Raw genomic sequence first — 22,638 nt, forward strand, 5'->3', positions numbered from 1 at the left:
TGAGTCAGTAGTAGGCTCGCGCCGTTTGTTGACGCACATGTGTGCCCCTGGCCCGTGCAACGGCCGCAGGGGGCCGATCTGGGGGACGCCATGCGCTTTCGCGGGAAGTCCATCCGCCGGAAGATCGTGGCGCTGCTGCTCGTGCCGCTGCTCTCTCTTACGGCGATCTGGGCCTTTGCCACCGTGGTCACGGGCCGACAGGCACTGAGCCTGGTCGACTCGGTCAACGTGGTGGACAAGCTCGCCTATCCGGTCGAGGACACGGCGCGGGTCATCCAACGGGAGCGCCGCCAGACCCTCGTCTATCTCGCCGACCCCCGGGCCTCGGACGCCACGGGCGCGCTGCGCCGCAGCCGCACCGCGACCGACGACATGATCGACAAGATCCGTGCCAACGCCCAGGACCCGGACGTCCGTGACGGCCTCAGCGGGGATTCGCGCAAGCGGCTCAACGAGCTCGTCGAGGCCTTCGACAGCATCGAGCCGCTGCGCCGCAGCGTCGAAGAGGGCACGATCACCCGGATCGGCGCCCTGAACATGTACACCAAGCTGATCGACCCCTACTTCGACCTGCTCTCCACGCTCAACGGCTTCTCCGGCCTCGACGACATGAAGTACGACCAGCAGGGCCGTGCACTCGTCGGCGCCACCCGCGCGCGTGAACTGCTCTCCCGCGAGGACGCGCTGATCGGTTCGGCGCTCGTCGCGGGACGGCTCACCAAGGCCGAGATCCGGCAGGCCACCGAGCTCCGCGCCCAGCGCGGACTCCTCTTCGAAGTGAACTTCGCGCAGCTCCCCGAGGACGACCGCGCCCGCTACGAGCGCTACTGGAACGGCACCGAGACCACCCAGCTGCGCAAGGCCGAGCAGGCCATCATCGAATCCGGGGCAGGCACCCCGCACAAGGTCACCTCCGCCCACTGGGACGAGGCGGCGGGCCGCGTGCTCAAGCAGCTCTCCGAGAGCAACATCGAGGCGACCGACCGCTTCCAGGACCGCGTCGAGCCCGCGGCCGTCGGTGTGATCGTCCGGGTCATCGCGGCCGGTGTCCTCGGTCTGCTCGCACTCCTGTTGTCGCTCTTCATGTCCGTACGCATCGGCCGCAGCCTCATCAGGGACCTGCGCCGCCTGCGCCTCGACGCCCACGAGGCGTCAGGTGTCCGGCTGCCCGGCGTGCTGCGCCGCCTCGCCGCCGGTGAGCAGGTCGACGTGGAGACCGAGGCGCCCCGGCTGACGTACGGCAAGGACGAGATCGGCCAGGTCGGCCAGGCCCTCAACACCCTGCAGCGCGCCGCCGTCGAGGCCACCGTCAAACAGGCCGACCTGCGCCACGGCGTCTCTGAAGTCTTCGTCAACCTCGCCCGCCGCAGCCAGGTCCTGCTGCACAAGCAGCTCACGCTCCTGGACACCATGGAGCGCAGGACCGAGGACACCGACGAGCTCGCCGACCTGTTCCGCCTCGACCACCTGACCACCCGCATGCGGCGGCACGCCGAGGGTCTCGTGATCCTGTCCGGCGCCGCCCCGTCGCGACAGTGGCGCAAGCCCGTCCAGCTCATGGACGTCGTCCGCGCGGCCGTCGCCGAGGTCGAGGACTACGAACGCATCGAGGTGCGCCGCCTGCCCCGCATCGCGGTCACCGGACCCGCTGTCGCCGACCTCACGCACCTCATGGCGGAGCTCCTGGAGAACGCCACGGTGTTCTCGCCGCCGCACACCGCCGTGCAGGTCCTCGGTGAGCACGTCGCCAACGGCTTCACCCTGGAGATCCACGACCGGGGCCTCGGCATGACCCCCGACGCCCTCCTGGACGCCAACCTGCGCCTTGCGGAGACCCCCGAGTTCGAACTGTCCGACACCGACCGGCTCGGCCTCTTCGTGGTCAGCCGTCTCGCGCAGCGCCAGCGTGTCCGCGTCTCGCTGCAGCCCTCGCCGTACGGCGGCACGACCGCCGTCGTCTTCGTGCCCGAGTCCCTGCTCACCGACGACGTGCCCGACACCGACGGCACCGGCTTCCGGATCGACCGCGCGCAGACCAAGGAGGCCGTGGCGGGCGCCGACCAGGGAGTCGACCGCACCGCGGCCCTCGCCCAGGTGCCCGTGCAGCTGCCGGGCCTGCCCGCTTCGGTCCTCGATGGCCCCGTCGAGCTGGAGGCGCCCGTCGGCATGGCCGACCTCGACGGCTTCCCCGGCGCTCTCGATGACGAGGACAGCGAGCGCGGCGGCATCTTCCGGCCCCGACGCCGGGTGGCGGGCCCGCCCGCGGAACAGCACCAGCAGGCCCGCGACGACCGCGAGGCGGGCCGCGCGGAGCCGACCCGCCGGGACACCGTGCCCACCGGTGCCGACGACGCCCTCGCCGAGGACGCCCACTCCGGAGGCCCCGTTCCGCTGCCGCGCCGCAGGACCCCGAAGCTGGTCCGCTCCAACGGCCGCCCGGTGACCCATGCCAAACCCCAGGACAGCCGGTTCCCCGACGACAGGTCGCAGGACAGCCGCTTCCCCGGAGGCAGGACCCAGGACAGCCGCTTCACCGACGACGGCCGCTTCCAGGAGGGCAACCCCTTCCAGGAGGACGACCGCTTCCCGGAGGACAGGCCTTCGGAGAGCAGGCCGCTGGCCCCGGCGGCCGAGGACGACTTCCCGTCCCCGCAGCGCCCGCAGCAGCAGCCCTCCTGGCCCGGCCTGCTGCCTCCGCACCACGACGTCACGGCCGTCGACGACGCGCCGTCCGACCTCCCGCGTCGCGGCCGCCGCGGCGCGCAGGACCGCACCACCGAAGACCGAGCACCCAGGGACCGGACCACCACGACCACCGCGGGCGGACTGCCCCGCCGCGTCCGGCAGGCCAACCTGGCCCCGCAGTTGAAGGACGGACCCGAACGCCGCTCCCCGCGCGCCGAGACCCGGCCGGAGGAGCGCGACGCCGAAGAGGTACGCAGCCGCATGGCATCGCTCCAGCGGGGCTGGCAGCGCGGCCGCGACGAAAACGCCGCGGGCGACGACGCCACGAACGGCACAGCACCAGGAACGACATCCGAGGGGGACGGTCGATGACCGCACCGAATGCCGACGCACGCACCACCACGACCGGGGGACGGGGTGAGCTGAACTGGCTCCTCGACGACCTGGTGCAGCGCGTCGCCAGCATCCGCAAGGCACTGGTGCTCTCCGGAGACGGCCTGCCGACCGGTGTGTCGAAGAACCTGACCAGGGAGGACAGCGAGCACCTCGCTGCCGTCGCCTCCGGGTTCCACAGCCTCGCCAAGGGGGTCGGCCGGCACTTCGAGGCGGGCCGGGTCCGCCAGACCGTGGTCGAGCTCGACGACGCCTTCCTCTTCGTCACGGCCGCGGGCGACGGCAGCTGCCTCGCCGTCCTCGCGGACGCGGACTCCGACGTCGGCCTGGTGGCGTACGAAATGACGCTGCTGGTCAAGCGCGTGGGTGTGCATCTGGGTACGGCACCGCGCACGGATCTGCCCGCCGGGGGGTAGTGGGAGGTCATGAGCGACGACGGTCGAGGGACGCAGAGAACGCAGAGAGCAACGACGACGCGGAAGTTACCGGGGGCACAGGAGACGCCCCGCTGGTTCGACGACGACGCAGGCCCGGTCGTGCGTCCGTACGCCATGACGCGCGGCCGCACCACGAGCAACGGGCAGCACCGGCTCGACCTGATCGCGGTCGTCCTCACCGAGGCCCACGCCATCGGCATCCCGGAGGCGGACCAGACGCTGTCTCCGGAGCACGTGGACATAGTCGAGCTGTGCCGTGACACGCCCCAGTCGGTCGCCGAGCTGGCGGCCGAGCTCGACCTGCCCATCGGCGTGGTCCGCGTGCTCATAGGGGACCTCGTGGACGGCGAACTGGTGCACGTGACCCGCCCCGTGCCCCCCGCCGAGCTGCCGGACGAGAGTATTCTGCGCGACGTGATCAGCGGCCTCCGGGCGCTCTGAACAGCGCGGAAGCGGGAGTGAGAACGTGACTGGCTGGCAGTTCTGGGTCGACAGGGGCGGTACCTTCACCGACATCGTCGCGAGGCACCCGGACGGCAGTCTCCGCACGCACAAACTCCTCTCCGACAACCCCGCGCGCTACCGCGACGCGGCGGTCGCGGGGATCCGTGAACTGCTGGACGGAGCGGCGACGGACGGGGCCGCGACAGCCGGACCGGCGACCGGAGACGGCGCCGCCACCGCGCAGGTGGAGGCCGTCCGCATGGGTACCACCGTCGCCACCAACGCCCTCCTGGAGCGCAAGGGCGAACCCACCGCCCTGGTCATCACCCGCGGCTTCCGCGACGCCCTCCGCATCGCCTACCAGAACCGCCCGCAGATCTTCGCCCGCGAGATCGTCCTGCCCGAACTCCTCTACGACCGCGTCATCGAGGTCGACGAGCGCGTCGCCGCCGACGGCGAGGTCCTGCGCGCACCCGACCTGGACCGGCTTGAGGGGCCGCTGCGGCAGGCGTACGCCGACGGGATCCGCTCGGTGGCGGTGGTCTGCATGCACAGCCACCTGTACCCCGCACACGAGCAGGCCATCGGTGCACTCGCCGGTCGCACCGGCTTCCCGCAGGTCTCGCTCTCCAGCGAGGTCAGCCCCCTCATGAAACTCGTCCCGCGCGGCGACACCGCGGTCGTCGACGCGTATCTGTCACCCGTCCTGCGCCGCTACGTGCAGCACGTCGCCGACGAACTCCAGGGCGTACGGCTGATGTTCATGCAGTCGAACGGCGGCCTCACGGAGGCGGGAACGTTCCGCGGCAAGGACGCGATCCTCTCCGGGCCCGCGGGCGGCATCGTGGGCATGGCCCGCATGTCGGGCCTCGCCGGATTCGACCGCGTCATCGGCTTCGACATGGGCGGCACCTCGACGGACGTGTCGCACTACGCGGGCGAGTACGAGAGGGTCTTCACCACCCAGATCGCCGGGGTCCGCCTGCGCGCCCCCATGCTCGACATCCACACCGTCGCCGCGGGCGGCGGCTCCGTGCTCCACTTCGACGGCAGCCGCTACCGCGTGGGCCCCGACTCGGCGGGCGCCGACCCCGGCCCGGCGAGCTACCGGAACGGTGGGCCGCTCACCGTCACCGACGCCAACATCGCCCTCGGCCGCATCCAGCCCGACCACTTCCCCGCGGTGTTCGGCCCGGGCGGGGACCAGCCCCTCGACGGCGACCTCGTCCGCGACCGCTTCGCGGCCCTCGCCGAGGAGATCCGGGCGGCGACGGGCGACGACCGCACGCCCGAACAGGTGGCGGAGGGCTATCTGCGGATCGCGGTCGCCAACATCGCGGGCGCCGTCAAGCGCATCTCGGTCCAGAAGGGCCACGACGTCACGCGGTACGCCCTGACCACGTTCGGCGGCGCGGGCGGCCAGCACGCGTGCATGGTCGCCGACTCGCTGGGCATCCGCACCGTCCTCGTCCCGCCGATGGCCGGTGTCCTCTCCGCCCTGGGCATCGGACTCGCCGACACCACTGCGATGCGCGAGCAGTCCGTGGAGACGCCCCTGTCGGCGTCGTCGATGCCCCACGTCCTGAAGACCGCCGACGACCTGGAGAGCGCGGCCCGCGACGAACTCCTCGCCGAGGACGTGCCGACCGACCGCATCCACGTCACGCGCCGCGCCCAACTCCGATACGACGGCACGGACACCGCCCTGACCGTGGAGCTCACGGACCCCGACACCATGACCGGGGACTTCGAGGACCGGCACCGCGCCACGTACTCCTTCACCCTGGACCGGCCCGTCGTCGTGGAGGCCCTCTCCGTCGAGGCCACCGGAGTCACCGAACCGCCCGACCTCTCGACATCGGCGGACGAGGTGACACCGGGCACCCCGCAGCAGGTCCGCCTGCACACCGGCGGCAGCCGACGTGACGTCCTCCTGCACCGCCGCGAGCAGCTCCCGCCCGGCAAGGCCGTCACCGGGCCTGCGATCATCACCGAGGCCGGAGCCACGACGGTCGTGGACGACGGCTGGCAGGCTTCGACGACGACCACAGGGCACCTGGTCATGGAACGCGTCCAGGCACCGGAGAGTTCCACCGCGGGCACCGCGGCCGACCCCGTCCTCCTCGAAGTCTTCAACAACCTCTTCATGTCCATCGCCGAACAGATGGGCGCCCGCCTGGAGTCCACGTCCCAGTCGGTGAACATCAAGGAGCGACTCGACTTCTCCTGCGCGCTCTTCGACCCCGAAGGCAACCTCGTCGCCAACGCCCCGCACATCCCCGTGCACCTGGGCTCGATGGGCACCAGCGTCAAGGAAGTCATCGAGCGCCGCGGCAGCGGCATGCGCCCCGGGGACACCTACGCCGTCAACGACCCGTACCACGGCGGGACGCACCTCCCCGACGTCACGGTCATCACCCCGGTCTTCGACAGGCCGGGGGAGCACGGCACTTCGGGGGAGCGGATCCTCTTCTACGTGGCCTCGCGCGGCCACCACGCCGAGATCGGCGGCATCGCCCCCGGATCCATGCCGGCCGACAGCCGCACCATCGACGAGGAGGGCATCCTCTTCGACAACTGGCTTCTTGTAGAAGAGGGCCGTTTCCGCGAGACCGAGACCCGGAGCCTGCTCACCGACGCTCCGTATCCCTCGCGCAACCCGGACACCAACCTCGCCGACCTGCGCGCCCAGATCGCCGCCAACCAGAAGGGCGTCGACGAGGTCAACCGCATGATCGACGACTTCGGCCTCGACGTCGTCCAGGCGTACATGCAGCACGTCCAGGACAACGCCGAAGACTCCGTGCGCCGCGTCATCGACGTCCTCGAAGAGGGCGAGTTCGCCTATCGAACGGACTCGGGCGCCTTGATCCACGTCCGTGTCACCGTGGACCGCGCGGAACGCACGGCGACCATCGACTTCAGCGGTACGTCACCACAGCTCGCCACGAACTTCAACGCGCCCTTCGCGGTGGTCAACGCCGCCGTCCTGTATGTCTTCCGCACCCTCGTCGCCGACGACATCCCCCTCAACGACGGCTGCCTGCGCCCCCTGCGCATCATCGTGCCCCCGGGCTCGCTGCTCGCGCCCGAGCCGCCCGCGGCCGTCGTCGCAGGGAACGTGGAGACCTCACAGGCCATCACGGGTGCGCTCTACGCAGCCCTGGGCGTACAGGCGGAGGGCTCGGGCACGATGAACAACGTCACGTTCGGCAACGACCGCCACCAGTACTACGAGACGGTGGCCTCGGGCTCCGGAGCGGGCGACGGCTTCGACGGGGCGCCCGTCGTACAGACCCACATGACCAACTCCCGGCTCACCGACCCCGAGGTCCTGGAGTGGCGGCTGCCCGTCCTCCTGGAGGAGTTCGCCGTGCGCAAGGGCAGTGGCGGGGCCGGGACGTGGCGGGGCGGCGACGGCGCCGTGCGCCGCATCCGGTTCCGAGAGCCGATGACCGTCTCCACCCTGTCGCAGCACCGCAAGGTCGCGCCGTACGGCATGGCGGGCGGCGCCCCCGGCACGCTCGGCGCCAACCGCGTGGAACGCGCGGACGGTTCCGTCGTGGAGCTCGGCGGCAGTGACTCGGCCGACCTGGCCCCCGGCGACGTACTCGTGATCGAAACCCCCGGCGGCGGCGGATACGGACCGGCCCCGCGCGACACCACTGATCCAGGAGAAGTGAGCGATGATCTTCAAGCGTAGTGAGCGCGGCAAGGCCCCCGTCGAGCCGGTCACGCTGAAGATCCTCGTGGCGGGCGGTTTCGGTGTCGGCAAGACGACGCTGGTCGGCGCGGTCAGCGAGATCAAGCCGCTGCGCACCGAGGAGACCCTCAGCGAGGTCGGCAGGCCCGTCGACGACACGAGCGGCGTCGCGGGCAAGAACACCACCACGGTGGCCATGGACTTCGGCCGGATCACGCTCCGCGAGGACCTGGTCCTGTACCTCTTCGGCACGCCGGGACAGGACCGCTTCTGGTTCCTCTGGGACGAGCTGGCGACCGGGGCCCTGGGCGCGGTGGTCCTCGCCGACACCCGGCGCCTGGAGGACTGCTTCGCCGCCGTGGACTACTTCGAGCGGCGCTCCATACCCTTCGTCGTCGGCGTCAACTGCTTCGACGGAGCCTCCCGTTACCCTGCCGACGTCGTGCGCCAGGCCCTCGACCTCGACGACGACGTGCCCGTCGTGCTCTGCGACGCGCGTGACCGCGAGACGGTCAAGGACGTCCTCATCGACGTCGTCGAACACGCGATGGCAACGGCTGCGGCGGCACGGGAACCCGCCACTACGTAGCGCGGGCCCCGCGGCCACAGCCGCGGCCCGTACCCCCGCCGACTGGGGTACGGACCGCAGTCCCGCTCGGCTCAGCCCCCGTCCTCGTCGAGCCAGCCGAAGCTCCGCTCCACAGCCTTGCGCCAGTTGTGGAACTCGCGGTCCCGGGAGTCGGCGTCCATGCGCGGCGTCCACTCGACGTCCTGCTGCCAGTGCGCCTTGAGCTCGTCGAGGTCGTTCCACACGCCGGTCGCGAGCCCTGCCGCGTACGCCGCCCCCAGACACGTGGTCTCGGAGACCTTGGGACGGATCACCGGCACCCCCAGGACGTCCGCCTGATGCTGCATCAGGAGGTTGTTCTTGGTCATGCCGCCGTCCACCTTGAGGGTGGTGATCCGCACCCCGGAGTCCTGGTACATCGCGTCCACGACCTCGCGTGTCTGCCAGCTCGTCGCCTCCAGGACGGCGCGTGCGAGGTGCGCCTTGGTGACGTACCGGGTGAGCCCGGTGACGACACCGCGCGCGTCGGAACGCCAGTAGGGGGCGTAGAGGCCGGAGAACGCAGGCACGATGTACGCCCCGCCGTTGTCGTCCACGCTCGCCGCCAGCGTCTCGATCTCATCCGCGTTGCGGATGATGCCGAGCTGGTCCCGGAACCACTGCACCAGGGCGCCGGTGATCGCGATGGACCCCTCCAGGCAGTACACGGGCGCCTCGGAGCCGATCTTGTAGCCCATCGTCGTGAGCAGTCCGCTCTTCGAGGGGACGGGCCGGTTGCCGGTGTTGAGCAGCAGGAAGCTGCCCGTGCCGTACGTGTTCTTGGCCGTCCCCGTGTCGTAGCAGGCCTGTCCGAAGACGGCCGCCTGCTGGTCGCCGAGGGCGGAGGCGACGGGCACTCCGGAGAGCTGGCCCACCGCGGTGCCGTACACCTCGGACGACGACCTGATCTCCGGAAGGACCGCTTCGGGGACGTTCATCGCCGACAGGATCGACGCGTCCCACTGGAGCGTCTCCAGGTTCATCAGCATGGTGCGGCCCGCGTTGGTGACGTCGGTGACGTGCTTGCCGCCGTCGGTGCCGCCCGTGAGGTTCCAGATCAGCCAGGAGTCGATGGTGCCGAAGGCTATTTCGCCCCGCTCGGCGCGGGCCCTGAGCCCCGGCACGTTGTCGAGCAGCCAGGCGGCCTTGGGCCCGGAGAAGTAGCTCGCCAGGGGCAGTCCTGTCTGCTCGCGGAAGCGGTCCTGGCCGTCCGCGCCGCCCAGTTCGTTGCAGAGCGCCGCGGTGCGGGTGTCCTGCCAGACGATCGCGTTGTGCACGGGCTTGCCGGTCGCGCGGTCCCACAGGACCGTGGTCTCCCGCTGGTTGGTGATGCCCAGCGCGCTCAGCTGGTCGGCGCGGAGCCCGGCCTTGGCGATCGCCCCCGCGACCACCGCCTGCACTTTGGACCAGATCTCGGTGGCGTCGTGCTCCACCCAGCCGGGCTTGGGGAAGATCTGGCGGTGCTCGCGCTGGTCCACGGCGACGATCGCGCCGTCCTGGTTGAAGATGATGCAGCGGCTCGACGTGGTGCCCTGGTCGATGGCGGCGACGAATTTCTCGGAGCTGTCCGGCATGGCTACCCCTTGATGAGAAGACTCAGAAGGCTGCGTTGTAGATGAGGCCCGCGAGAGCTCCGCCGATCAGCGGCCCGGCCACCGGAACCCAGGCGTAGCTCCAGTCGGACGTGCCCTTGTTGGGGATCGGCAGGAACGTGTGCACGATGCGCGGACCGAGGTCGCGCGCCGGGTTGATGGCGTAGCCCGTGGGGCCACCGAGGGAGAGGCCGATACCGACGACCAGGAAGGCCACGATCAGCGTCTGCGTGCCGGATTCGCCGAGCCCCTTGGTGAGCCCGAAGGCCAGGATGGGCAGCACCAGGGCAACGGTCGCGATGACCTCGGTGATGATGTTGGCGACCGGGTTACGGATCTCCGGGATGGTGGAGAAGATGCCGAGCGTCGGCGTCGGCACGTGCACGCCCTCCGAGTCGCCCTTCGCGCCCCGCGTGACGTTGGCGTTGAACTGCGCCAGGTACACCAGGTAGGCGAGGACGGCGCCCAGCATCGCGCCGACCATCTGCCCGAGGACGTAGATCCAGACCTTGTCCCACTTCCCGGTGTCGATCGCGATGCCGAGCGTGACGGCCGGGTTGAGATGGCCACCGGAGAGCGGGCCCGCGGTGTACGCGCCGGCGAGCACGCCGAAGCCCCATCCGAAGGCGATGACGACCCATCCGGAGGCCTTCGCCTTCGAATGGCTGAGTGTGACGGCGGCGCACACACCGGCGCCGAGCAGAATCAGAATCGCGGTGCCGATGACCTCACCGACGAAGATGTCCCCGTTCGAGTACATGGCGGCTCCTAGGACCTCGCCCGGGGCGGTCCGCCCCGGTCCTCCGTGCAGGGTGCGTTCCCACGACTACCGCCTGGATACGCCCGGCTGACGCAGCCGGAGGCAGAGGTCTCCCGAGCCTCTCCCGGCGCCCATGGCGAGCGTGCCGTCACAGTCGGATCGCCGATGGGGGATGACCCGTTGAGCAGGCCATTTGGGCCGACCCTTAGCGCGCGCGGACGCTCTGAGCGCGGGGAGCCGAGGTGCGGCGACGCCGACTGACACCCGGAAGTGTTCACCGATGGTGATGGAGCGTCAAGGTCGCGGACGGCAACGGTTAACCGGCGTGTGGGCTTCCTCCACAGCGCCCGTGGCGGGCCCCCGGGCCGTGGATCCCCCGCGGGCCCGCCGAGCCGCCCATGGGCCCGCCGAGAGGCCTCAGCGCACCGCGACGACCGAGGAGCCGTGACCGAACAGCCCCTGGTTCGCGGTGACCCCCACACGCGCCCCATCGACCTGACGCGCCCCTGCCGCCCCCCTCAACTGCCACGTCACCTCGCAGACTTGGGCGATTGCCTGAGCGGGCACGGCCTCCCCGAAGGAAGCGAGGCCCCCACTGGTGTTCACGGGCACGCGTCCGCCCGGCGCCGTCACCCCGTCGCGCAGCAGCTTGGCGCCCTCGCCCTCGCCGCACAGGCCCAGATCCTCGTACCACTGCAGTTCCAGGGCGGTCGACAGGTCGTAGACCTCGGCCAGCGATATGTCCTCGGGGCCTATGCCCGCTTCTTCGTACGCAGCCCGCGCGATGGACGCGCGGAACGTCCCGTCGGCGGGGTCCACGCCCGCCGCCGAGTCCGTGGCGATGTCCGGCAGGTCGAGCACCGTCGTCGGATACGTCGGGGTGACCGTGGACACCGCGCGGATGCGCACCGGGTCCGGTGCGCCGCGACGGCGTGCGAACTCCATGCTGGAGAGCACCAGGGCCGCGGCCCCGTCCGAGGTGGCGCAGATGTCGAGCAGCCGCAGCGGATCGGCCACGACGGCGGACGCGGCGACCTCCTCGGCGGTGACGGCCTTGCGGTAGCGCGCGTTGGCGTTGAGCGCGCCCACCGCGGCGTTCTTCACCTTGACCTGGGCGAAGTCCTCCAGGGTGTCGCCGTGCACGGCCATCCGGCGGCGCGCGTACAGCCCGAAGTAGGCGGGGTTGGTCGCGCCGAGGGCGCGGAACCGCAGCCAGTCGGGGTCGTCGGGCCGGTCCCCGCCTGCCGGTCGGAAGAACCCTTTGGGCGCCGCGTCGGCACCGACCACCAGGACCACGTCGGCCATGCCCGCGAGGATCTGCGTGCGCGCCGTGTTGATCGCCTGGGCGCCGGACGCGCAGGCCGCGTACACGCTCGCCACGCGCGCGCCCTGCCAGCCGAGGGCCTTGGCGAACGTCGCCCCGGCCACATACCCCGGATAGCCGCCGCGCACCGTGTCCGCCCCGACGATGGACCCCACGTCCCGCCACTCGACACCGGCGTCCGCCAGCGCTGTGCGCGCCGCCGCCACTCCGTACTCGACGAATCCGCGCCCCCATTTGCCCCAGGGGTGCATGCCCGCGCCGAGCACCGCCACCTCGCCGCTCATGCGCTCACCCCCACGGGACGCCAGTGCCATGTCGTCCAGATCGTCCCGCTGTCCTCGTTCAGCACCCCGGGGACGAGCTCCACCTCCATGCCGACCTCCAGATCGGTCACGGAGACCCCGGGAACCGACTGTCCGAGCACCACCATCCGCTCCGCCGCCAGCTCCACAGCGATCAACGTGTAGGGCTCCCAGGGGAGTTCCGGGTCCGAGGCGTAGGGAGGCGGTGGTCGGTAGCGGCCGTCGGTGTACGACCAGACGCGTCCGCGCCGCGACAGCGGCACCTCGGCCAGCTCCCCGCCCTCACAGCCGGGGTTGCGGCAGAACCCGTCCTCGCGGGGGAAGAAGACGGAGGCGCACGCCGAGCAGCGCGTGCCCAGAAGGCGGAAGTCGTCGTCCTCCCCGGCGAACCAGTTGGCCACCACGGGTGTGCGCTTGCGCGACAAGGCTCCTCCAGGCGCTGGATCTGACGGAACGTCAGAAGTGTGCCACGGGCAACCGCCTTTCGTCAGGGGGTACCGGATTCCGTCAGGAGGTGGCCGACTTTCGCCGGAGGGGTGAAATCCGGGGGGACGCAGTGAACCGGACTGCCTTCTTTGGCGTCCGAGTATCGGTAGGGGGTGTCCGGGGCCGACGGGGGTGGTCCCGGACACCCCCTGCAGCACCTCTGGTGCCATCCGTCCTCACTTCCCGTACAGCGACCTCCGCGAGACGGGGAAGTCGAAGTAGGTGTCGGGGAACGACTCGGGCTTGTACGTGTAGTGCCACCACTCTTCGGGGAGGTTGACGAACCCCTCCTTGCCGAGCGCGTTGCGCAGCAGATCGCGGTTGGCGCGCTGCTTCCCGCCGATCCGGGGGTCGTCCGTGTGCGACAGCGTGTCGAAGCAGTCGAAGCCCGTCCCCATGTCCACCGAGTTGTCGGGGAAGCGCTCGCCGCGCGGCCCGAAGCACGGCTTGAGCGGCTCCCCGGGGACGTAGGGCCTGGTCGGCAGGGCGGGCAGCCTGACCACCGTCAGATCCACGGTGGAGCCCCGGCTGTGCCCGGACTTCTCCGCGATGTAACCGTCCTCGAACAGCCGCGACTTGTCGACATGGGGATAGAACTCCGCCTTCATGCGCTCATCGGCGAGATCCTCGGCCCAGCGCACGAAGTGGTCGACGGCCCGCTGCGGCCGGTAGCAGTCGTACACCTTCAGGGAGTAGCCCTTGCGCAACAGCTGGCGCTGCGCCTTGTGCAGGGCCTTCGCCGCGGGCTCGGTGAGGATGCACATCGGCTTCTTGTAGCCGTCGACGGGCTCGCCCACGAAGTTGTGCGGCGTGAAGTAGCGCATCTCCTGAATGATCGTCGGGTCGACGTCGCGCAGCGCGACGAACTCCTTCGGAGCCTTCGGCTCGGCCCGCGCGTGCGCGGGGGAGGGGGCGGCGGCCACGGAAAGCAGAGCGGCGGCACAGACGGCGAGATTCCGCAGAGCGGGGACAAGTCCTGTCATGCCCCTGCGTCTATCAGGATCACCGCCACCCGCGAAAGACCGGCGCGACAGGGATCGGATACAGTCCGCGGCGTGTCCGCATCCCCACACTCCACCAACTCCGTTCCAGGCTCCCACTGTTCGAGCTGTGGAACGTCCTACGAGGACCGGCCCACGAGCTGGCCCCGCACCTGCGCCCACTGCGGCGCGGTGGCCTACCGCAATCCGCTGCCCGTGGCGATCGCCCTGCAGCCCGTGTACGACACCCAGGGCACCGGCCTGGTCGTCGTGACCCGAACCATCGCTCCCGCGCGGGGAGGCATCGCGCTGCCCGGCGGGTTCATCGACGACCGGGAGGACTGGCGCGACGCCGTCGTGCGAGAGCTGAAGGAAGAGACCGGCATCGGAGCGGAGAGCCGCGACGTCCGCCTGGCCGACGCCATGAGCGCGTCCGACGGGCACCTCCTGCTCTTCGGCGTCCTGCCCGAGCGGCCCGTCACGGACCTGCCGGAGTCCGCGCCGACGGACGAGACCGAAGGCTGGGGCCTGCTGCGCCGCCCCGACGAGCTCGCCTTCCCGCTGCACACACTGGCGGCACACGCGTGGTTCGAGGGCCGCTACTGACCCGCGGCCGGTCCCGACCCCGTCACCGGCCTCTCAGCAGCCCCCGGCCAGCAGTCCCCGGCCACCCAGCAGCCGCCTCCGGCCCCCAAGGCCCCGGTCGCGGCTGACCCTCACCCGTCCACACCCCGGACCCGCACCGGACGCCCCGGTGCGGGTCCGTCCTCGCCACCCTCCCGCTCGACGACCACCCGCCCCTCGCTCCACCGCGACGTGAACCGTTCGAGCTCCGCCTCCGCCCACCCGTCGCCCGCGTCGGCCACCACGAGGCCACCACCCGAACGCCCCTCGGCGGGCGCCCACGCCTCCAGCTCCAGGCCTCCGTCGCAGCCACGCACGGGCAACACCGTGCCCGCGCGCGCAAACACCGGAATGCGCGACAGCGGAGCGTCCACCACCACCTTCGCGGGCCCTTCATACGACTTGCCGGTCGCCGTGTCGTACCAGCGCCCCTGAGGCAACCGCACCGCCCGCCGCACCGCACCGCTCTCCAGAACCGGCGCCACCAGCAACGAATCGCCGAGCAGGAACGCGTCCTCACAGTCCCGCAAGGCCCTGTCCTCAGGGTTCCCCCACCACAACGGCCGCACATAGGGGGCACCCGTACGCCGCGCGAGATGGGCGAGGGTCACGAAGTACGGCAGCAGCCGCCTGCGCTCGACGAGCACCTCGCGCGCGTGCCCGAGCACCTCGTCGCCGAACTCCCACGGCTCACGACGACCCGCCCCGATCGCCGCATGCGTACGGAACAGCGGCAGATACGAACCCAGTTGGAACCACCGCAGATACAGCTCCGGCGACGGACTGCCGTCGAACCCGCCCACATCAGGACCCGAGTACGGCACCCCGCACAACCCGAGCCCCAGCACCAGCGACAGCGACGCCCGCAGCCCCGGCCACCCCGTCGACACATCCCCGGACCAGGTCCCTCCGTAGCGCTGCATTCCCGCCCACCCGGAACGCGAGAACAAGAAGGGCCGCTCCTCGGGCTGCAGTTCACGCAGCGCCCTGTACCCGGCATGAGCCATCCCCAGGCCGTAGACGTTGTGGGCCTCCCGATGGTCACCACCGCGCCCCTCCAGGGAGTGCTGCGCCGACCGCGGCAGCGTCGCCTCGCCGAACGCGGCGAACGACACCGGCTCGTTCATGTCGTGCCAGAAACCCGAGAACCCCTGATCGAGACGCTCCTTGTAGAGCGTGCCCCACCACTCCCGCGCGTGTGGGTCGGTGAAATCCGGGAACACCGCCTCCCCGGGCCACACGACACCACGCACCGGCCGCCCCGTCGCATCCCGCACGAAGGCATCCGCTGCCACACCACTGTCGTACGCCTCGACACCCCGCTCGGACTTCACCGCGGGGTCGACGATCGAGACGAGCCGGATCCCGCCCTTGCGCAACTCGTCCGCGAACTGCGGCAGCTTGGGGAACCGGTCCCGGTCGACGGTGAACACCTGGTGCGCTTCGTAGTGGTCGATGTCCAGGTGCACCGCATCCAACGGCAGCCCGCGCTCCTGATAACCGGCGACGATCCGCCGCACCTCCTGCTCACTGCCGAAGCCCCACCGCGCGTGATGGTGCCCGAGCGCCCAGGAGGGCGGCAGCGCGGGCGGACCGGTGAGCGACGCCCAGGTGTGCAGCACGCGCGCGGGAGTGCCGACCATCGCCCAGTACCGCAGCGGACCGCCACTCATCCGCACCTCGCACGAACCACCCCGGTCATGACCGGACCCGGCGCCTTCCACGCCCTCGTGGACCGAGACCGCGCCCTCCCACGTGTTGTCGTGGAACACCAGATGCGTGGCGGCATCGGCCACCACAAGCTGCACCGGCATGGTGATGTACAGCGGGTCGTCGCCCGGCCCGAAGGAGCCGCCCGGATCCGTGTTCCACAGCCGATACGTCCCGTTCCGCAGCCGAGGCCCCGAGGACCGGCCGCCGAGACCGAAGAACCGCGCGTCCGCAGGCACCTCCGACCGCTGCACCCAGCGGGCCGTGCCGCCGTCGGCCCGCTCCCACCAGCGAGGCGGCAGATCCCGCCGCAGCGTCACTCCGCCCGGCGTGCGCAGCTCCACCGCACCGAACCGCGAGACGACGACCGTCACCCGCTCCGAGACGACCCGCCAGCCGCCCTCCGTGTCGGGCTCGAGGACGGCCCGCGGATCCGGATCGGGGCTGCGGCACGCCAACGCGTACGACGGCTCGGGCGCCGCCCCGTCCCACCCCAGGAAGACCGCCCCGCCCGCGGTCACCTGCACCCGCAGCTCAGCACGGGCGAACCGCACCACACCGCCACCCGGCTCCGGCTCCATCGCTGTCACCGCCCCGGGCACCCGGGCGCGCTCCGTTCCCGGAGGTTCGAGCGCCGCCGCGTCCGCCCGCCACCGGCGCCACGAGGAGCGCACCGTGCGCAACCCCTGCGCCGTGCCGACCATGCCGACCGCCTTCACCGAACGCACCAGGTCACGACCGTTCATGCTGCTCACCCTGCCACCGAAGAGGCCGTATGTGTGCCCCGTTCATTGGCCGTTCACCTGGGGCGACGGCACATAACGGCGGGGCTGACTGTGTGAGGCACACCCTGGTGCGGAAGTCGATCACGTGGCATCGTCCCTTGCAGCCGTGTTCACGCGCACACCCAGCACGTGCGCACTCCACACGCATACGACGCGTACAGTCCGGGAGCCGCCCCATGACGTCCTCAGCGAACCCTGCGCCGCTCTGGCAGCCGAGCCCGGAAAGGATCGCCGAAGCGCAGGTCACCCGGTTCCAGGCCTGGGCCGCCGAGCACTACGGAGCCCCGGCCGACGGCGGCTACGAGGCGCTGCACCGCTGGTCGGTGACCGAGCTGGAGACGTTCTGGAAGGCCGTCACCGATTGGTTCGACGTCCGCTTCACCACCCCCTACGCGCGCGTACTGGGCGACCGCACCATGCCCGGTGCCGAGTGGTTCCCCGGAGCGACCCTCAACTACGCCGAGCACGCACTGCGCGCCGCCGACGACCCCGCGCGCGCGGACACCCCGGCCCTCCTGTACGTCGACGAGAGCCACGAGCCGCAGCCCGTCACCTGGGCCGAGCTGCGCAACCAGGTCGGCTCCCTGACGGCGGAACTGCGCAACCTCGGCGTACGCCCCGGGGACCGCGTCAGCGGCTACCTGCCGAACGTCCCGCAGGCCGTCGTTGCCCTCCTGGCCACCGCCGCCGTCGGCGCCGTCTGGACCTCCTGCGCCCCCGACTTCGGCGCCCGCAGCGTCCTGGACCGCTTCCAGCAGGTCGAACCGGTCGTCCTGTTCACCGTCGACGGCTACCGCTACGGAGGCAAGGAGCACGACCGCCGCGACACCGTCGCCGAGCTCCGCTCCGAACTGCCCAGCCTCCGCGCGGTCGTCCACATCCCGCTCCTCGGCACCGAAGCCCCCGAAGGCGCCCTGGAATGGTCGGCCCTCACCTCGGGGGACACCGCCCCCACCTTCGAAGCCGTGCCCTTCGACCACCCCCTGTGGGTGCTCTACTCCTCCGGCACCACCGGCCTGCCCAAGGCGATCGTCCAGTCCCAGGGCGGCATCCTCGTCGAACACCTCAAGCAGCTCGGCCTGCACTGCGACCTCGGCCCCGACGACCGCTTCTTCTGGTACACCTCGACCGGCTGGATGATGTGGAACTTCCTCGTCTCCGGCCTGCTGACGGGCACCACGATCGTCCTGTACGACGGCAGCCCCGGTCATCCCGACACCGCCGCCCAGTGGCGCATCGCCGAGCGCACCGGAGCCACCCTCTTCGGTACGTCGGCCGCGTACGTCATGGCCTGCCGCAAGGCGGACGTCCACCCCGCCCGCGACTTCGACCTCTCCCGCGTCAGCTGCGTCGCCACGACCGGCTCCCCGCTGCCCCCGGACGGCTTCCGCTGGCTGCACGACGAGTTCGCCGACACGCCCGGCGGCCTGTGGACGGCCTCGGTCAGCGGTGGCACGGACGTCTGCTCCTGCTTCGCCGGAGCGGTCCCGACCCTTCCCGTGCACATCGGGGAGCTCCAGGCACCCTGCCTGGGCACGGACCTGCAGGCCTGGGACCCGCACGGCAAGCCGCTGACCGACGAGGTCGGCGAACTGGTCGTCACGAACCCCATGCCGTCGATGCCCATCCACTTCTGGAACGACCCGGACGGCGTCCGCTACCACGACAGCTACTTCGACACCTACCCCGGCGTCTGGCGGCACGGCGACTGGATCACCCTCACCTCACGAGGCTCGGTGGTCATCCACGGCCGCTCCGACTCCACGCTCAACCGCCAGGGCGTCCGCATGGGCTCGGCCGACATCTACGAAGCCGTCGAACGGCTCCCGGAGATCCGCGAGTCCCTCGTCATCGGCGTCGAACAGCCCGACGGCGGCTACTGGATGCCGCTCTTCATCCACCTCGCCGAAGGCGCCACCCTCGACGACACCCTCCGCGACCGGATCAAGCTGACGATCCGCGAGCAGCTCTCCCCGCGCCACGTCCCCGACGAGGTCATCGAGGTCCCCGGCATCCCGCACACCCTCACCGGCAAGCGCATCGAGGTCCCGGTCAAGCGCCTCCTGCAGGGCACACCTCTGGACAAGGCGGTCAATCCGGGCTCCGTCGACCGCCTCGAGCTCCTCGACTTCTACGCGGACCTGGCCCGCAAGCGCTCCTGACCGTCGCGCCTTCCCGCAGCTCAGCGGCCGTTGTCAGTGCCTCTCGTTACTGTGAGTGAGCATTGATCGACCGAATGCAGGGGGAAGTCATGGCGCACACCCGGAACCAAACGATGCGACGCGCACTGCGCCGCGAAGTCGTCGGCACCATCGGCCTATTGGCCGACGAAGAGGACTTCGCGGCCATGCGCCGCTACCGCACCTTCACCTTCGACGACCACGAGACCTACCTCCAGCAGGTCGAAGGCCTCCTCAGAACCCTCGCCGCCCAGGGCCGGCACACCACCGTCGCCCTCTTCGACCCCGAGGAGTTCCAGGAGTACTGCGCGGAGACCGGACTGAACCCGGACGCCCCGGACAGCCGCAGCCGCTTCACTGCCGCGCTGGCATCGGGCGGCCCCACCGTTCCTTACGAGGGCCAGCCCCTCACCGACCTCGTCCCCGACCTCGTCGACGAGGCGGTCCGCCGGGCCACCTGGGAGTACGCGACGGTCGTGCTCGCCCGCGCAGGAACCTGCGCGACCTGCGGCGAGGACATCGGCCGAGCCGCCTTCGCCCGGGCCTCCGCACTCATCACCCAGGCCCTCGACACCACTCGACCCGGCACCCGCCACCTGGTCTGCAGCGTTCCCTCCGACCCCGAAACCCTCCTCGCCGCACTCCACGTCGAGGTGGACGCCGACGGCCGCGCCCAGCTCGACGAAACCGAGGCCCTGGAATTCGCCACGGTCCTCGCGGTCGGCATCGCCACCCACCGAGCAGCTGGCATGGTGCTGCGCTCCAGCGCCGAAGGCACCCGCGACCGCGTCCACGGCTGGCGCATGAACGGCGGCCGACTCCAGCCCCTCACCGCGGCGGAGGTCTTCGACGCCTACTGCACCGACGCCATCTCCGGCGAGCTCGTCGCCCCCGAATCCGGCGTCGACTACTGCGCGGCACCCCGCCTCGAAGCGGAGGACCCCGCTGGGGGACACACGCACTGAACGCCCGAGGGCCGCCCCACCGAACGGTGGGGCGGCCCTCGAAAAAGCAAGCTCGTCGGCTACTCGCCCGACAGCACCGCCTGCGCGGCCTTGCGAGCCTCTTCCGCACTGTCCGCGGCACGCGCCGCAGACGCGGCACGCTCGCACTGGGCCAGCGTGTACTTGCCGAGCGTCGCGCGCACGTAAGGAATGGACGCCGCACCCATCGAAAGAGAGGTGACACCCAGACCGGTCAGCACACACGCGAGCAGCGGGTCGGAAGCCGCCTCGCCACACACGCCACAGCTCTTGCCCTCCGCGCTCGCCGCCTCGGCGGACAGCGCGACCAGGTCGAGCAGCGCGGGCTGCCACGGGTCCTGCAGCCGGGACACCGCACCCACCTGCCGGTCGGCGGCGAAGGCGTACTGCGCGAGGTCGTTGGTGCCCAGCGAAAGGAACTCGACCTCCTGAAGGATCGAGCGCGCCCGCAGCGCGGCCGAGGGAATCTCGACCATCGCACCGAACTTCGCCTGCAGCCCCGCCTCACGGCACGCGTCCGCGAAAGCCTTGGCGTCCGTACGGTCTGCCACCATCGGCGCCATGACCTCGAGGTAGACGGGCAGCCCCTCGACGGCCTTGGCCAGCGCGGTCAGCTGCGTCCGCAGCACCTCGGGGTGGTCGAGCAGCGACCGCAGCCCGCGCACACCGAGCGCCGGGTTCGGCTCATCGGCGGGCGTCAGGAAGTCCAGCGGCTTGTCGGCACCGGCGTCCAGCACACGCACGACGACACGGCCCTCGGGGAATGCCTCGAGCACCTTGCGGTACGCCTCGACCTGCTTCTCCTCGGACGGCGCCTTACTGCTGTCGTCGAGGAACAGGAACTCGGTGCGGAACAGGCCGACACCCTCGGCCCCCGCCTCGACGGCGGCCGGTACGTCGGCGGGACCGCCGACATTGGCGAGCAGCGGCACCTTGTGCCCGTCGGACGTCGCGCCCGGACCGGTCGACGCGGCCAGCGCGGCCTTGCGCTCGGCGGCGGAGGCCTCGAGCTGCGCCCGCTTCTCCGCGCTCGGGTTCACGAAGATCTCACCGGTGCTGCCGTCCACGGCCACGACCGTGCCTTCGGCGAGCTCACCGGCGCCCGGCAGCGCGACGATGGCCGGCACTCCGAGCGCACGCGCCAGAATCGCGCTGTGACTCGTGGGCCCGCCCTCCTCGGTGACGAAGCCGAGCACCAGAGCCGGGTCGAGCAGCGCGGTGTCCGCAGGCGCGAGGTCACGCGCGATCAGTACGTACGGCTCGTCGCTGTCCGGGACACCCGGCATCGGCACGCCCAGCAGGCGCGCGACGATGCGGTTCCGCACGTCGTCGAGGTCCGCCACCCGACCGGCCATGTACTCACCGGCACCGGCGAGCAGTTCGCGGTAGTGGGAGAACGCGTCGTAGACAGCGCGCTCGGCCGTGCTGCCGACGGTGATGCGCCGGTCGACGTCGGACATGAGCTCCGGGTCCTGAGCGATCATGGCCTGCGCCTCGAGCACCGCCTGGGCCTCGCCACCGGCCAGATTGCCGCGCGCATTCAGGTCGGCCGCCACAGCTTCCACGGCCTGGCGGGCGCGCCCCTGTTCGCGCTCGGCCTCCTCCGCGGGAATCTGCTTCGCCGGCGGCTCGAGAACCGCCGTACCCATGTGCCGAACCTCGCCGACCGCCACACCGTGGCTGACACCGACGCCTCGCAGCGTTGTCTCCATTTCACCCGTCTCCGGTTGTGCGACGGGCCCAGCCGCCGCGGTGGTTGTCCTGCGTGCCGTCAGAGACGGCGATGAGGTCACTTCCAGCTGAAGAGCGCGTCGCCGGCCTTCACTTCGCCGTCCTCGACGAGGTCGGAGAGGGACTCGGCGGTGGCCTCGAGCGCCACGATGGGGCACACCGGCGACTTTCCGGCGGCCTCGACGGCCGACGGGTCCCAGCGCACCACGGCCTGGCCGCGCTGCACGGTGTCACCCTTGTTGACGAGGAGCTCGAAGCCCTCGCCGTTGAGCTGGACGGTGTCGATGCCGAGGTGCGTCAGCACGCCGTGACCCTGGTCGTCGACCACCACGAAGGCGTGAGGGTGGAGGGAGACGACGATGCCGTCCACGGGAGAGACGGCCTCGGAGGGCTCGCGCGCGGGATCGATAGCCGTGCCGGGCCCGACCATGGCGCCTGAGAACACGGGATCCGGTACAGCAGAGAGCCCAATGGCACGTCCTGCAAGCGGGGACGAAACACTGGTCATGGCAAGCCTCCCAGGGGGTGGAGATACATAGCCGCCGTCACTACCTGTCCTGGACGACGCACTGTTCAGAAGGGTAAGTCATAAGAAGTCCCGGTTCCGCATGAGTGGTCCCGGTTGGCGGACGTAGAGGCAGTGCACGAACGATTTGCGCCCGCCCGGGGCCCGATGTACAGTCGTACTCCTGCCTGGGGCCGTGGGACGCAGTAAGCGTCCGGTCCCAGCGGCATCCTTCTAGTCAGATCCTATCCCTGGGTCCGGTTCCGCATGTCTGCGGTGACCGTGGTCAGAGAGTCGAATGAGACCTGATAAAGTCGGAACCGCCGGAAAGGGAAACGCGAAAGCCGAAAGGCCGGAGCGGGAACCGGAAAGGCACCGAGGAAGTCGGACACGAAAGAGTCTGATAG

Annotated in this window: 16 protein-coding genes; 8 read left to right on the forward strand and 8 right to left on the reverse strand. The window is 70.9% G+C overall.

Annotation, left to right across the window (positions count from 1 at the left end; genetic code table 11):
* The first annotated feature begins 90 nt into the window (after positions 1–90).
* From ABZV77_RS21370 to ABZV77_RS21390, 5 genes are read left to right on the forward strand one after another with little or no spacing between them, the layout of a single operon-like run.
* Positions 91–3,057 (forward strand): nitrate- and nitrite sensing domain-containing protein, encoded by a 2,967-nt coding sequence (locus tag ABZV77_RS21370; protein WP_356258925.1) that lies wholly within the window; start codon positions 91–93, stop codon positions 3,055–3,057.
* Positions 3,054–3,494, forward strand: a complete 441-nt coding sequence (locus tag ABZV77_RS21375; protein WP_150165449.1) for a roadblock/LC7 domain-containing protein — start codon at positions 3,054–3,056, stop codon at positions 3,492–3,494. Before ABZV77_RS21370 ends, ABZV77_RS21375 begins: the two co-directional genes overlap by 4 nt.
* Positions 3,495–3,503: 9 nt before the next feature.
* The gene (locus ABZV77_RS21380; protein WP_356258928.1) at positions 3,504–3,956 is read left to right on the forward strand and encodes a DUF742 domain-containing protein; all 453 of its coding nucleotides are present in this window, start codon (positions 3,504–3,506) and stop codon (positions 3,954–3,956) included.
* A 25-nt stretch (positions 3,957–3,981) separates the two neighbouring features.
* Positions 3,982–7,662 (forward strand): hydantoinase B/oxoprolinase family protein, encoded by a 3,681-nt coding sequence (locus ABZV77_RS21385; RefSeq protein WP_356258931.1) that lies wholly within the window; start codon positions 3,982–3,984, stop codon positions 7,660–7,662.
* Positions 7,646–8,251: an ATP/GTP-binding protein gene (locus ABZV77_RS21390; protein WP_356258933.1), complete on the forward strand. Its 606-nt coding sequence runs from the start codon at positions 7,646–7,648 to the stop codon at positions 8,249–8,251. Before ABZV77_RS21385 ends, ABZV77_RS21390 begins: the two co-directional genes overlap by 17 nt.
* A 71-nt stretch (positions 8,252–8,322) precedes the next feature.
* On the opposite strand, the gene glpK is transcribed toward ABZV77_RS21390, so the two are convergent.
* From glpK to ABZV77_RS21415, 5 genes are all read right to left on the reverse strand, one after another.
* Complete coding sequence (gene glpK, locus ABZV77_RS21395; protein ID WP_356258936.1) at positions 8,323–9,843, reverse strand: glycerol kinase GlpK; 1,521 nt, start codon at positions 9,841–9,843, stop codon at positions 8,323–8,325.
* 22 nt (positions 9,844–9,865) lie between these two features.
* A complete protein-coding gene (locus ABZV77_RS21400) occupies positions 9,866–10,621 on the reverse strand; it encodes an MIP/aquaporin family protein (RefSeq protein WP_356258939.1) in 756 nt (251 codons plus the stop codon).
* Between the two features lie 417 nt (positions 10,622–11,038).
* Entirely contained in the window at positions 11,039–12,229 is a 1,191-nt protein-coding gene (locus tag ABZV77_RS21405; RefSeq protein WP_356258942.1) for a lipid-transfer protein, read from the reverse strand.
* On the reverse strand, positions 12,226–12,651 hold the full coding sequence (locus ABZV77_RS21410; protein WP_356259041.1) for a zinc ribbon domain-containing protein: 426 nt from the start codon (positions 12,649–12,651) through the stop codon (positions 12,226–12,228). The genes ABZV77_RS21405 and ABZV77_RS21410 overlap by 4 nt, the downstream gene beginning before the upstream one ends.
* Positions 12,652–12,909: 258 nt before the next feature.
* A complete protein-coding gene (locus ABZV77_RS21415) occupies positions 12,910–13,716 on the reverse strand; it encodes a M15 family metallopeptidase (protein WP_356258945.1) in 807 nt (268 codons plus the stop codon).
* Positions 13,717–13,788: 72 nt separating this feature from the next.
* Between ABZV77_RS21415 and ABZV77_RS21420 the strand changes: the two genes are divergently transcribed.
* Complete coding sequence (locus tag ABZV77_RS21420) at positions 13,789–14,319, forward strand: NUDIX domain-containing protein (RefSeq protein WP_356258948.1); 531 nt, start codon at positions 13,789–13,791, stop codon at positions 14,317–14,319.
* 110 nt (positions 14,320–14,429) lie between these two features.
* Here ABZV77_RS21420 and ABZV77_RS21425 read toward each other — a convergent pair whose 3' ends face one another.
* A complete protein-coding gene (locus tag ABZV77_RS21425; protein WP_356258950.1) occupies positions 14,430–16,793 on the reverse strand; it encodes a glycoside hydrolase family 31 protein in 2,364 nt (787 codons plus the stop codon).
* Between the two features lie 215 nt (positions 16,794–17,008).
* Here ABZV77_RS21425 and ABZV77_RS21430 point away from each other — a divergent pair, with 215 nt between their 5' ends.
* Both ABZV77_RS21430 and ABZV77_RS21435 read left to right on the forward strand, forming a co-directional pair.
* The gene (locus ABZV77_RS21430) at positions 17,009–18,994 is read left to right on the forward strand and encodes an acetoacetate--CoA ligase (protein ID WP_356258953.1); all 1,986 of its coding nucleotides are present in this window, start codon (positions 17,009–17,011) and stop codon (positions 18,992–18,994) included.
* 89 nt (positions 18,995–19,083) lie between these two features.
* Positions 19,084–19,977, forward strand: coding sequence for a hypothetical protein (locus ABZV77_RS21435; RefSeq protein WP_356258956.1), 894 nt, complete (start codon positions 19,084–19,086; stop codon positions 19,975–19,977).
* 59 nt (positions 19,978–20,036) lie between these two features.
* Here ABZV77_RS21435 and ptsP read toward each other — a convergent pair whose 3' ends face one another.
* Together ptsP and ABZV77_RS21445 are read right to left on the reverse strand one after the other, a co-directional pair.
* Complete coding sequence (gene ptsP, locus ABZV77_RS21440; protein WP_356258958.1) at positions 20,037–21,707, reverse strand: phosphoenolpyruvate--protein phosphotransferase; 1,671 nt, start codon at positions 21,705–21,707, stop codon at positions 20,037–20,039.
* A gap of 77 nt (positions 21,708–21,784) precedes the next feature.
* Entirely contained in the window at positions 21,785–22,234 is a 450-nt protein-coding gene (locus ABZV77_RS21445) for a PTS glucose transporter subunit IIA (protein WP_150182667.1), read from the reverse strand.
* Positions 22,235–22,638 lie beyond the last annotated feature (404 nt).

It is taken from the genome of Streptomyces sp. NPDC004732 (assembly GCF_040609235.1).
Classification (GTDB): Bacteria; Actinomycetota; Actinomycetes; order Streptomycetales; family Streptomycetaceae; genus Streptomyces.